The organism is Kitasatospora cystarginea (assembly GCF_039533515.1).
Taxonomy (GTDB): domain Bacteria; phylum Actinomycetota; class Actinomycetes; order Streptomycetales; family Streptomycetaceae; genus Kitasatospora; species Kitasatospora cystarginea.
Genome location: NZ_BAAATR010000001.1, coordinates 264,434 through 277,546 on the forward strand (window position 1 = coordinate 264,434; position 13,113 = coordinate 277,546).

General features: G+C 75.3%; 9 protein-coding genes. All 9 read left to right on the plus strand.

The features are described 5' to 3' along the window. Positions 1-328 precede the first annotated feature (328 nt). On the plus strand, positions 329-3,403 hold the full coding sequence (gene lanL / locus ABD369_RS01190; RefSeq protein WP_344634410.1) for a class IV lanthionine synthetase LanL: 3,075 nt from the start codon (positions 329-331) through the stop codon (positions 3,401-3,403). 54 nt (positions 3,404-3,457) lie between these two features. Next, a complete protein-coding gene (locus ABD369_RS01195) occupies positions 3,458-5,575 on the plus strand; it encodes an alpha/beta hydrolase family protein (RefSeq protein ID WP_344634242.1) in 2,118 nt (705 codons plus the stop codon). 227 nt (positions 5,576-5,802) lie between these two features. Then, complete coding sequence (locus tag ABD369_RS01200) at positions 5,803-5,946, plus strand: VenA family class IV lanthipeptide (RefSeq protein ID WP_344634243.1); 144 nt, start codon at positions 5,803-5,805, stop codon at positions 5,944-5,946. 773 nt (positions 5,947-6,719) lie between these two features. Continuing rightward, positions 6,720-6,875, plus strand: coding sequence for a hypothetical protein (locus tag ABD369_RS01205; protein ID WP_344634244.1), 156 nt, complete (start codon positions 6,720-6,722; stop codon positions 6,873-6,875). 198 nt (positions 6,876-7,073) lie between these two features. Then, positions 7,074-8,399, plus strand: a complete 1,326-nt coding sequence (locus ABD369_RS01210) for a M48 family metallopeptidase (protein ID WP_344634245.1) — start codon at positions 7,074-7,076, stop codon at positions 8,397-8,399. A 112-nt stretch (positions 8,400-8,511) separates the two neighbouring features. Continuing rightward, the gene (locus ABD369_RS01215; protein WP_344634246.1) at positions 8,512-9,210 is read left to right on the plus strand and encodes a class I SAM-dependent methyltransferase; all 699 of its coding nucleotides are present in this window, start codon (positions 8,512-8,514) and stop codon (positions 9,208-9,210) included. A gap of 220 nt (positions 9,211-9,430) precedes the next feature. Beyond that, on the plus strand, positions 9,431-10,936 hold the full coding sequence (locus tag ABD369_RS01220) for a hypothetical protein (protein WP_344634247.1): 1,506 nt from the start codon (positions 9,431-9,433) through the stop codon (positions 10,934-10,936). Between the two features lie 7 nt (positions 10,937-10,943). Then, the gene (locus tag ABD369_RS01225; RefSeq protein ID WP_344634248.1) at positions 10,944-11,894 is read left to right on the plus strand and encodes an N-acetylmuramoyl-L-alanine amidase; all 951 of its coding nucleotides are present in this window, start codon (positions 10,944-10,946) and stop codon (positions 11,892-11,894) included. A gap of 173 nt (positions 11,895-12,067) precedes the next feature. Beyond that, complete coding sequence (locus tag ABD369_RS01230; RefSeq protein WP_344634249.1) at positions 12,068-13,087, plus strand: hypothetical protein; 1,020 nt, start codon at positions 12,068-12,070, stop codon at positions 13,085-13,087. The last annotated feature ends 26 nt before the right edge of the window (positions 13,088-13,113 follow it).

Here is a 13,113-nt window from a genome sequence, read left to right on the forward strand (position 1 = left end):
GAAAACGAGCCTGGATCACCCTTAAGAGTGAAGTGACCTCGCTGGCGTTGAGGCGCCCCCATCCCGAAAGTAACTTCAGTGATGCGAACGGGAGTTGCCTCGACCAGGGGGGTCGAAAAGGGCGCTCCGCCGAAATTCCGGGCTCACCGCGTTCCGCCTCCAGCTCCGCCGATCGGACGATCGGCGCACGGGACGGCGGGACGCCGAGGACCGGCACGAAAGCGGCGGACGCGGCCGGGGCACCGGTCCCGTATCTCCGAGAAACCGACCGGACCGAGGGCCCGCACAGCGGGCGCCGTCGGCGACGCAGCAGAGGGGTGTGAAGCAGATGGGGGCGGGCACACCGCTGCGCTCGGCCGGGGGGCCGGGGTCGGTTGGCGACGGGCCGGGTGCGGTCGGCACGTTGCCGGAGGTGGCGCGGGCGGCCGTGGCCGGTACCGGGAGTCGGGGAGACGAGGGTGGTTGGAGTCTCACCGTCGAGGGCTTCTGGTGCACGGCCCGGCCGTCCGGGCCGGCCGCCGCGGTACCCGCGCAGGGCTGGAAAATCCACGTGAGCGCGGCCTCCCCGGCGGCTGCGGAAGTCCTCTCCACCGTGGCGTCGGTCATCGCCGCAGACCCCTGCACTTTCAAATTCGCCGCTGACCGGGAGAAACTCCACGAGATCAATTCCCGGAACAGCGAGCGCGGTTCCGCCGGGAAATTCATCACCGTCTACCCCGTCGACGAGGAGCAGTTCCGGCGGATCGCCGAGGAACTGCACCGCGCGACCGAGGGCCTGCCGGGGCCCGTCATCCTCTCCGACCGGCCGTACGCGCCCGGCAGTCGGGTGCACTACCGGTACGGGGTCATCGCCGCCCGCGCCGAACTCGGCAACGACGGGGCGTACCGTTCGACGCTGACCGGCCCGGACGGCAGCCGGACGGAGGACGTGCGCGGCGCGAGCTACCGGTGCCCACCCTGGGCGATCGACCCCGTCGAGGGGAGGGGGTCGGCCGCCCCCGGCGCTCGCGGAGCCGCACCGACCCGTACCGGGGGCACCACCGGCAACGGAACCGCCGACGGCAAGCCCATCGGCGGCGATGCCCCCGGCAACGGCTCCACCGGCCGCGGATCGCGCCCCGGCGGGGTACTGCTCGGCGGCCGGTACGCGCTGACGGCGGCCATCCGGCACGGGACCAAGGGCGGCGTCTTCCTCGGCCGGGACAACACCGACGGCACCGAGGTGGTGGTCAAGCAGGCCCGCGCGCACATCGAGGTGGACCGGTCCGGCCGGGAGGCCAGGACGGCACTGCGCCACGAGGGACGGCTACTGGAGCACCTCGACGGCCGCGCGCTCACCCCGCATCCGGTGGAACTGATCGAACAGGGTGACTCGCTCTTCCTGGTCCAGGAGCGGATCACCGGCCGGACACTGGGCGGCTGGGTGGCCGAACGCCTGCGCCGCGACGGCACACCGGACATCGCCTGGGCCGAGGCCGGCCCGCTGGCCCTCGCGCTGACCGACCTGGTCGAGCGGGTGCACGCCGAGGGGCTGGTGGTACGCGACCTGGCGCCCGGCAACGTGATGGTGCGGCCGGACGGTTCGCTCCGGCTGATCGACCTCGAACTGGCGGCGGAGGCGGGCAGCACGGCCGGATCGGCCGGCACGCCCGGGTACCGCGCCCCCGAGCACGGGCCCGGTCTGACCAACTCCCGTGCCGAGTACGCCGGCGACCTGTACGCCCTGGGCGGCCTGTTCTTCCTGCTCGCGACCGGCCACGACCCGCTGCTGCCCGAGGACTCCCCCGAACCCCGACCGGTCACCGACCGGCTGGGCCACTGGCTGGCCGCCGCCGCACACTGCGGCGAGACCGCGCGGCACCTGGCACCGCTCGTGCTCGCCCTGCGCGCCGAGCGGCCGGGGCAGCGGTGGGAGACTGCGCGGGTACGGGCCGCGCTCGCGGACGCCCTCCGGCCGGACGCGCCACCGACCGAGAGCGGGGCCGGCGCGGAGCGGCCCACGGCGGAGCGCCCGGAGACGGCGGCGGACACCCCCGCACAGCTGCCCTGCGGGCCGACGGACGCGCTCCCGACGAACCCCCTGCACCGGGCCCGCCCCGATGGAGGACTCGCGACCGCGAGCAGTCCCCTTCCGGCACCCGGCCGGGCCCTGTCGCCCGCCCTGACGGACCGGCTGCTCGCCGACGGCCTGCGCCAGCTCGCCGAGAGCGCGACACCCGAGCGCGGCGACCGGCTCTGGCCGACCGTCCCGGCCGGGCAGCTCACCGATCCGTGCAACGTCCAGCACGGCGCCGCCGGCGTGCTCGCCGTGCTGGCCCGGGCCGCCGTCGCGCCGCTTCCCGGCGCCGTACGCGAACAGGCGTTACGGACGGCCCGGTTGGCGGCCGAGTGGATCGAACGGCGGTGCGCGGCCGAGCCGGTGGTACTACCGGGGCTGCACTTCGGCCGCTCGGGCGCCGCCTGGGCCCTGCTGGACGCCGCCGAGGCACTCGCGGACGGCCACCTCGCCGACCGGGCCGAGGCGATGGCCCGCCAGGTCCAAACGGTCTGGCCCAATCCCGACGTCTGCCACGGCGCCGCCGGGGCGGGGTTCCTGCAGCTCAGGCTGTACCGCTCGACCGGTTCCGCCGAGCACCTGGGCCGGGCGGCCGAGTGCGCCCGCGGCCTGCTGGCCGCCGCGCGACGCGAACCGTACGGCACGGTCTGGTCGGTGCCGAAGAGCTTCGACTCCAGCCTCGCCGGGATCACGCATCTCGGGTACGGCCACGGGGTCGCCGGGGTGGGTGCGTTCCTGCTGGCCGCCGCCGAGGCCACCGGGGACGACCGGCTGCTCGCCGGGGCCCGCGAGGCCGCCGGGACACTGGCCGCCACCGTACGGCGCGACGGCCCGGGCGGGCGCGCCGGGTGGTGGCCGCAGAGCGCGGGCGACCCGGAGAGCGTCCGGCTGGCGCACTGGTGCAACGGTGCCTCCGGGGCGGGCAGCTTCCTGATCCGGCTCTGGCGGGCGACGGGCGACCGCAGCGCGTACGAGCTGGCCGTGGCCGCCGGACAGGCGGTGCTCGACGGCCGGTGGCACAGCGGAACGTCCGCCTGCCACGGCCTGGCCGGCAGCGGCGAGTACCTACTGGACCTCTCCGAGGCCACCGGGGAGAGCCGATTCCGCAGCGCAGCCTGGGAATTGGCGGATCTGATAGCCGCCCGCAGCGCGCTCAGGGACGGACTGCTGGTCCTGCCGGACGAGACCGGCACCGGCTGCACCCCCGCCTACGGCACCGGCAGCTCGGGGGCGCTCGCCTTCCTGCTGCGGCTGCGCCACGGCGGTCCGCGGATCTGGCTCGACCCGCGACCGCCGGCCACCCGGTCCGGCCCCGGCACCGCCGAGCCGACGGCGAGCCGAGGATGAACGCCCCCGCCGCCCGACCCCACCCGACCACAACTCCCAGGAGGTGAGACCGCGATGAGCATCGCCACCCGCACCACCGCCCAGGCGCTGCGCCGGCTGAACTTCACCTTCGCCGCAGACGGCTCGCACGCGGCCTGCCTGGCCGCGGCCGCCGACGGCGGCTGGTACGTGGAGAGTTGGCGGCTGCCGGCGGACGGCCCGGCAGGGCCGACCGCGCTGGCCCTGCCCGGCAACCGCTCGGAGAGCCTGCGCTCACAGCTGGTCTCACTGCCGGACGGCCGGGTCCTGCTCTGCCGCCACGACGGCGACCGGCACGACCTGGTCGCGCTCTGCGCACCGTCGAACGGCGGTCCCCACTCCACCGAGGAACTGGTGGCCACGCTGCGGATGCCGGGCCTGCGCCTGCTGCCGCTGCCCGGCGGGGCCCGGCCCGCGCAGGTTCCGGTCGCGGTCGCCCTCGGCACCGACACCCGGCCGGTCACCACGGTCTGGCTGGTGGCCACCGACGGGTCCGAACCCCGCCGGGTCGCCGAGCTCCCCGGGCTGCACGGCGGCGGCGTCTGGCTGGACCGGACGGGGCGGCTGCTCGCCCTGGACCGGGTCAGCTCGGGGGCGGTCAAGTCCGTCGTACTGGACCTGACGTCCGGCCAGGTCAGCCCGCTGCTGGAGATTGCCGAGGGCAGCAACGACCGACTGGTGCTGTTCGACCCGGACACCGGGTTCGCGATGATCCGCAGTGACGCCCCCGGCGCCGACCGGCTCGGCTGGGGCCTGCTCGGCGCCGGCGGACCACCGCGCTTCCCCGAGTGCCTGCACGTCCCGGAGATGTTCCTGCGGCCGGTGGCGCTCACCCGGTCGGCCCCCGGCGACGCGCCCGCGCCCGACGGGATCCGGGTCGCCGTACAGATCGACCACGGCGCGGCCTCCGCACTCGCCCTGTGGCAGCCCACCGGCGGCCGGCTCGACCCGCTGCCCGTCCCGCCCGGACGGCTCGGCGCGGTCGGGCACTGGTCCGCCAGCGGGCTGCGGATGCCCTACTCCGCCCCCGACCACCCCGCCGCGCTCGCCACTCTGGACGTCGACGTCCTGCTCGGCCTCACCCCGTCCGGCGCACCCGCGCTCACCCCCGTACCGCTGCCGCTCCAGCTGGCCCCGCTCGGCCGCGCGGACGCCGCCCGCCCGGCCGACGCCGAAGGCGGCGCCCCGGGCGAGGACGGGCCGGTGGGACCGGCCGTCCGGGGATCGGCCCAGGACACCGTACGGTCCTGGTCGTCCTGGTCCTCCTGGTCCTCCTGGTCCTCCTGGTCCGCACCGACCCGGGTCCTGCGCACCTCACCGCCCGGCTTCCGGCTGGACGCGAGCGCCCACCCCGGCGAGGGCGGGCGCTGGCACCCGGCGCAGAGCCTCGAACTCACCGGCCCGGCCGGCCCGATCGAGGCCGTGGTCTACGGCGGCGACGCCTGGCTGAGTTCACCCCAGCTGGTGGTGGCGCTGCACGGCGGGCCGGCGGACGCCTGGCGGCTGGAGTTCGACCCGGCCCTGCAGCGGATGGCCACCGAGGGCCTCACGGTGGTCGCCCCCAACCAGCGCGGCAGCATCGGCTACGGGGTGGACCACGCGATGGCCATCCGCGGCGCCTGGGGCGGACCCGACCTCGACGACGTCCTGCACCTCGTCGACGACTTGTCAGGACAGCGCTCGGTGCTCGGACTTGGACCACCGGCCCTGTTCGGAGTGAGCTACGGCGCCTTCCTCGCACTGCTCGCCACCGCGTACGCACCCGCCGGCCAGGTGTCCCGCTGCGCCGTGGTCGCACCGTTCCTGTCCGGCGCCCGGCTGCTCGCCGAGGCGTCGGCACCGGTCCGGGCGCTGACCACCCGGCTCGGCGGGGGCGATCCGATCACCGACGCCCGCGGCCCGCGCGACGTGCTCCAGCTCGCGCACCGGATCACCGCACCGCTGCTGATCGTGCACGGGGACCGGGACGAGGTGGTGCCGGTCAGCCAATCCCGTTCGCTTCGGCACGAGTTGCTGCGGGTCGGCCGAACGGAGGGCACCGACTTCCGGTACGTGGAGGCGGCCGGCGCCGGCCACGAGGTGCTGGCCGAGGAAGGCGGGGCCGTCCTGCACGAACTGCTGGCCGCCTTCCTGCACACCGGACGGCCGACCTAGCCCGCCCCGCACCACGACACCGCCCGGCGGCGGAAGCGCACTCCACGCCCGCCGACGGCACCCACGAAGCTTCCCGGCCCGGCCGACCCACCGAGCCCGGGAGAGAGACCTGCGGCAAAACGATTCTGCCGCAGTGGCCGCAACCCGGCGGGCAACGCCCGCGCGGCCGACAGAACCGACACCGACCGCACCGTGCGGCCGGTGGACACCAAGGGGAGGACCCAACCATGGAGAACCTGATGGACTTCGAGACCGACCTTGCCGCGCTGCAGGAGCTGCCGGAGACCGAGTCGGTCGGGCTGACCGGTCAGGGCGGCGGCTGCCAGTACACCTGCCTGATCCTCACCTGCCTGATCTTCACCATCAGCTGACGCCGGCAGGCCGGCACACCGGGCCGCGCCAAACCCTCACGGGGGTGGCGCGGCCCTCCCGTTTCCACCAACCACCGCCCGGGTTCCGGGAGTTGCCCCATGCCAGGGCACCTGCCCGGCGGCCTCCCGGTGCACGGCCCTCCGGCCCGCCGGGCGCCCATGGCCGCCCGGCTCCGCGAGCGCGGACGGTGCACTGCGTGACCCGTCCGCGCTCGCCACCGGGAAGTGCCGGTGCACCACCCTGGTGCGGACGTGCCTCTCCCCCGCGCCGGTGGTGGTACCGGACGAGGCGACCTGCCATCTCGACGCAGTCACCGAGGCCCGGGTGGAGAGGCGTTTCGCCGCCCGTGCGGGCACCGTCGTGGTGGTGGCTCACCGGATCGGCTCCGCCCTGCGAGCCGATCCGGTGCTTCTGTTGGACTCCGACCCAGGGGCCAGCCGCCCGGCACGGCGACCCCAAGGCGCTCTCCCGCCCCACCGCGAACCGGTCGGCCGCTGGCTGGGATCAACCCCGTGCGGCACCTGCGGCAACGCACCGGCCGGCGAGCCGGCGTGGAACCACACAGGCCCGGTGCGGCGTCGATCATGCCGAGTCCACGGGGTTTCCCGATACGCCGGTGTACGAGACGGCCGATAGGGTGGCCCCGTACAGGCTTGGGGTCGCGCTACCGGTACCGGCGCGTCGCGCCACCCGCGGTGGGCACCCCGGCCGGATTCGACCGGTGCCAGGCGGCACCACAGACCAGCACCCTCGCACGGAGAAGACAAACCTGATGTCCGACACCCTCACCGACACCACCGAGCACGACAGCACCGCGCCCGGCGCCGACGGGGCCACGGCCGAGGACACCGCACACGGTCGCCACCGGGGCATGACCGCACCCGACGACTCCGCGGACACCAGCCCGCACGGCCGTCACCGCCGCTGAATCTCGGTCACCGCTGAGGCTCGGCCACTGAGCCTCGGTCACCGCTGAGCTTCTCGGCCACCGCTGAGCGTTCGTACCCGCACCCACGTGGGTCAGCCGACCGAGGGGCCCCACCAGGGGCCCCTCGGTCGCGGCGTTCCGGGGCCGTGCCCCACCGGACTCCTGACCCGTCCGCACCTGCTGGCATGATCAGCGCCCATGCCTGCCACCCCCACCGCGCTCCCCCGCGCCTGCCCCGCCTGCTCGGCTCCGCTGGAGGCCGACGAACGCTTCCCCGTCTGGTGCCCCGGCTGCGAATGGAACCTGACCCCCGCCACCCGCACCCCCGACTACGACTCGCCCCGCGCCCGGCGCCTCGCCGAACGCCGACAGCACCGCAACGCCGCCCGTGAACAGCGGGTCAGGGCCCGGGTGGAGCAGCTGTACGAGTCGCTGGCGAGCGGCGCGGAGCCGGGGCCCGACCGGGTCTGGATCGCGGCCGCGGCACTGGCCGGTCTGGTGCACCTGGTGACGCTCACCGCGGTGTCCGGCTCCGTCGCGCTGCTCTGCACCGACCACTGGCCGCTGCGGATCCTCGGTCTGATCGGCCTGGTGATCGCCTGGCCGCTGCGCCCGCGGCTAGGCCGGGTACCCAGGGGCGGCACCGTGCTGGGCCGTGGCGACGCTCCCGCGCTGTACGCGCTCGCCGACCGGGTCGGCGCGGCCGTGGGTGCCCCGCCGGTGGACACGATCCGGGCGACCGGCGACTTCAACGCCTCCTTCGGCCGGGCCGGGATGCGCCGGCGCAGCGTGCTGACCATCGGGCTGCCGCTGTGGGCCGCGCTGACGCCGCAACAGCGGGTGGCACTGCTCGGCCACGAATTCGGACACGACGTCAACGGCGACCATCGCCGGAGCCTCTGGCTGGCGTCGGCGATGAGCGCTCTCACCGAGTGGTACCGGTTCAGCCTGCCCACCCGGCGCCGGAGTCGGAGCCGCAAGCTGTTCGACCAGATCGCCGATCTGCTCGCCGGCCTCGCGCGCTGGCTGATCAGGCAGCTGGTGAGCGCCCTGCTGGACCTGCTGGAGACCCTGACCACCAGGTCCGGCCAGCGGGCGGAGTACCACGCCGACCGGCTCGCCGCCGAGGTCGCCTCGCCCCGCGCCGCGTACGGGATGCTGTCCGCCCTGCTGTTGGACTCGAGTGCGGAGACCATCCGACTGCGCTACCGCAGCGCGGCCAGGCTGCACGGCTCCCGGAGCCGGCGGAGCGCCGCGGCTCCGGGGCCGGACCTCTGGGCGGAGTTCGGCGGAATGGCGGCCGCCCTCCCGCCGGCCGAGTTGGAGCGGCGGATGCGCCTGTCCGCCCGCCAACTGGGCGCGGTGGACCGGACCCACCCGCCGACCCACCTCAGACTCCGCCTGCTCGGCACCCGACCGGAGACCGAGGCGGCCGTCCTGTTGTCCGACGCCGAGGCCGAACTGATCGAGGCCGAACTGGCTCCGTCCCGGGACCGGGTGGCCCGGAGCCTGCAGACGGTCTGAGCCCGTCCGGGGTCAGCCGTCCGGGGTCGGCCGTCCGGCCCCGGGCTGCCCGCGCCGGACGGGCGTCGAGTAGGGTCCAGCGACCAGGACCACGACCTCAGGGAGCAGCAGCATGACCGATCTCCGGGAGAGCACCCGTCCGGCACCCGAGGTGCTGGCGGCGTTCGAGGCGGCGACCGGGTTCATGCCGGTCGACGAGGGGCTGGCGCTGTACGCGGCGGCCCTCGACGCGGCGCGGCTGACCGGCGGGCTGCCGCTGCTGGAGATCGGCACGTACTGCGGGCGCTCGGCGATCCTGCTGGCCGGCGCCGCGCGGGCGGCCGGCACGGTGGCGCTGACGGTGGACCACCACCGGGGCTCGGAGGAGCAGCAGCCGGGCTGGGAGTACCACGACCCGACCCTGGTCGACCCGGAGATCGGGTGGATGGACACCCTGCCGCGCTTCCGCCGGACCCTGCACCGCGCCGGTCTCGAGGAGCACGTGATCGCCCTGGTCGGGCGGTCTCCGCAGGTCGCGACAGTGTGGGGCGGGCGCCTGGCGCTGGTCTTCATCGACGGCGGGCACACCGACGAGCACGCCACGGGCGACTACGAGGGCTGGATGCCGCACCTCGCCGAGGACGGCCTGCTGGTGATCCACGACGTGTTCCCGGATCCGGCCGACGGCGGCCAGGCCCCGTACCGGGTCTACCTGCGGGCGCTGGCGGAGGGCTTCGAGGAGGTCTCGGTCACCGGTTCGCTGCGGGTGCTGCGGCGCGGCGCCGGCCAGCACGAAGGCCTTCCGGAGAGCTCGGACCGCACGGACGGCTGACCGCACCCAAGGCCGCCGGCTTCCTGCGGGCTCGCCGGACCATGCTCTAACGTCTTCCCTCGGAGCGCAGTCCTGCGGCACCGCACGGCGGTACCGCACCACCCGCGAGCTCCCTGTACCGCCGCACCGCCGTACCGACATGCCGTGGAGGCGGGTACGGTGTCGGCGAACAACCGGACCGGGCGGGCCAGTTCGAGACGACAGCGGGGCGAGGCGAGGAATGACCGACCAGGACAACACCGCTCCGGCGGTCTGGGATCCCACCGCGCGCGGTGGCGCGGGCGGCTGGGTCCGCCGCAAACCCGCCCAGGACCAGCCGGGTGCCCCGGCGCCGTCCACCGCCCCGGGTGCGTCGGCCCACCAGACCCCGTACGGCTTCCCGCCCCCGCCCGGTGCACCCGCCCAGCCGGGCATTCCGGCCCAGCCGGGCGCACCCGTTCAGCCGAACGGTCAGGCGCAGCCGGGCGCGGGTGTGCCGCAGCCCCCGCCGGGCACGTTCTCCGCGTACGGCTTCGCCGCGCCGCAGGACGCGCCGACCGCGAAGCTCCCGCCGGTGCCTCCGCTGCCGCCGACCGCAGGGTCGCCGACCGGCGCCCCGTTCACTCCGCCGCCGCCCGGTTCGCAGCCCGGGACGCACTCCGGTGCGGGCGCCGTCGGCGACGAGGGCCCACCACTCGGTGCCCGGCCGTACCTGGGCGCCGCGACCCCGCCCTCCGGCTTCGGGGCCCCCGCCACGCCGCCCCCGGGCTTCCCGCCGCCGCCCGCACAGGCCGCTTTCCCGCCGCCGCCCGGTGCCGCCCCGGCGCAGTCCGCCTTCCCACCCGCGCAGTCCGCCTTCCCGCCGCCGCCCGGTACCGCCCCGGCGCAGTCCGCCTTCCCACCCGCGCAGTCCGCCTTCCCGCCGCCGCCCGGTGCCGCCTCCGGCTTGGTGCCGGGCCCCGGGCCGGTTCCAGTTCCGGGCGGCGGCTTCCCCCCATCCGCCGAGTACGAGGAACTCGCCCCGTACGAGGAGGACCGGCCGCGCAGCCGCACGCCGCTGTTCGTGGCGGTCGGCGTGGTGCTGGCGATCACGGTGGGCGTCGGCGCGTTCTGGCTGCTGGACGGCTCCGGTGACGGTTCGAAGAGCCAGGCGCAGCCGGCTCCGGCCGCCTCCGCGCCAGCCCCCGCCGCCTCGCAGCCCGCGTCGGCCGGTACCGACCCGTCCGCGTCCGGTGCCTCTTCGAGCGCTTCCCCGAGTGCCTCGGCGAGTGACGGCGAGGGCCCGAACGCGGCCGCCCAGGCGAAGACGCTGGACGACCTGCTCGGCCGCGGCGAGGGCGCGAAGGCGCCGATCGGCAACGCGGTGGCGAAGGTGAACAGCTGCCCGTCCAAGTCCGAGATCGACAGCGCCGTCAAGGTCTTCGAGGACGGGGCCGCCCAGCGCGACCAGCTGATAGCGGATCTGGCGAAGCTGGACCTCGGCCAGTTGCCGGGCGGCGCGGACGCGGCGCAGACCCTGCGCAGCGCCTGGCAGCAGTCGGGCGACATCGACCGGGCGTACGCGGCCTGGGCCCGTACCGTCGGCAGCCGCGGCTGCAGCAGCGGCGCCGCGCCCGACACCGACGACCTCAAGCGAGCCAACGACCTCAACCCGCAGGCCACCAGGACGAAGCAGGACTTCGTCGCGAAGTGGAATTCCATGGCAGGCCGCTACAGTCTGCCGACGCGCACCTGGGACAGGATCTGACCTACTCGTGAACGGCACCACCGACGAGCACCCCGCCCCCCGTCGCTCCACCCGATTCCGGCTGACCGTACTCGGCTGCACCGCGGTGCCGCTCTGCTTCGCCGGCTGGCTCGGCTGGCAGGCTCTGGCCGGCGGCCACTCCCCGGCCACCGCCGACGCCCCGCCGTCGGCCACCCCGTCGGCGCCCACCTCGTCCGGCGGCACCGCACCCGCCGCGAGCCCGAGCAGCGCCGCGAACAGCGGTGCGAGCCCGTCCGCCGCGGCGTCCGCCGGCACGGGCCAGCTGAGCGGCCGCACGGTGGTGCTCGACCCAGGCCACAACCCCCAGAACGTGAACCACCCCACCGAGATCAACCGCCAGGTGGACATCGGCAACGCGCACAAGGAGTGCGACACCACCGGCACCGAGACCAACGACGGGTACAGCGAGGCCGAGTACACCCTGGACGTCTCGCACCGCGCGCGGGCGATCCTGGAGTCCCGGGGAGCGAAGGTGGTGCTGACCCAGGACGGCGACCGGCCCTACGGCCCGTGCGTCGACGAGCGTGCGGCGATCGGCAACACGGCGCACGCCGACGCCGCCGTCTCGATTCACGGTGACGGCGCGCCGGCCTCCGTCAGCGGCTTCCACGTGATCCTGCCGGCCAAGGTGACGGCGGGCATCGCGGACACCTCGGCGATCGTCGATCCCTCGCACCGCCTCGGTGTCACGCTGCGGGACACCTTCAAGGCCACCACCGGTGAGCCGTACGCCGACTACATCGGCGAGCAGGGCCTGGACACCCGCAGCGACCTGGGCGGGCTCAACCTCTCCAAAGTGCCCAAGGTGTTCATCGAGTGCGGCAACATGCGCAATGCCGGAGACGCTCAGCGGATGACCGATCCCAAGTGGCGCCAGCTCGCCGCCCAGGCCATTGCCGACGCCCTGACAAGCTACCTCACCGCCCCCGCGAGCTGATCTCGAGGCCATGCCCGACTCAGGCGATCTGCGAGGATTCGGGGCGGTTCCGGAGGGTGCTGTGCCACTGTTAATGGCTTGCGCCTAGGCTTTTGCCCGGTTCGGGCGTCCTGCCCGCCCGGTCAACCGACCATCCGACCGCCGTCCACGACACGCCGACGAGGGGAACGTTAGTGAATCTGCGTGCTCTCACCAGAGGAGACGCCGCCGTCGCAGGTGCGGCCCTCCTACTGCTCATCGCCTCCTTCCTGCCGTACCGGACCTCCACCGGCTGCTCGGGCCCGAAGGGCGGTCAGCAGTGCAGCTCGGCCTCGGTGAGCGGCTGGTCGACCGCGATCTTCCCGGTGCTCCCCTCGGTCTTCCTGCTCGGTGTGATCGCCGCCGCACTGATCCTGCTCCACCGCTTCCAGGGCCAGGCCGTGGCCACCCGCCAGGTGCTCGGCCTGCGGCTGGACCAGTGGGGCACCGCCCTCGCGGTCGCCGCGCTGTGGTCCGGTCTGTGGTCGCTGGCCGGTGGCCCCGCCGACTCCTCGAGCAGTGCGGGCGGGATCACCGCCAGCACCAGCACCGGTAGCGGCTTCGGAGCCTGGCTGGCGCTGCTCGCGCTGGTGGTCCTCGCCGGTGCGGCCGCGGGCGGCCCGCTGGTGCCCGCGCTGCAGGCCCCGCTGATGCCCGACAAGCCCGCCACCCCGCAGGGCCACTCCGGGTACCCGCAGGCCGGTGGCGGTCAGCCCGGCCAGCCCGAGCCGTACGCGCAACCCGGCCAGCCCCAGCCGTACGCGCAGTCCGGCCAGCCCGGCCAGTACGGCTACCCCGCTCCGGCGGCCGCCGAGCACGGCGGCGCCCCGCACAACGGCACGCCGTACGGCGGGCAGCCGCAGGGCGGCTACGGCTACCCGACCGCGGCCGGCGCCGCCCAGCCGCAGGCCGAGCAGGCCGCTCCGGCGCCGGCTCCGGCCGCTGCCGCCACTCCGGCACCCGCGCCGGCCGCCGAGTTCGCGCCGTTCTGGTTCGCCGTCCCGGTCACCCGCCAGGTCACGCCGAAGGACAGCCCGGCGGGCCCGCCGGTCGGCGAGCTCGTCCCGGGCACCTGGTACCTGGCGGTCGAGCAGCGCGGCACCGCCCTGGTCGCCCAGCTGCCGGACGGCACCCCCGGCCTGCTCACCGACGTATCGGGCATCCAGCGCGGCTGATCCCTCCGCGCACCACGACGGCCCGC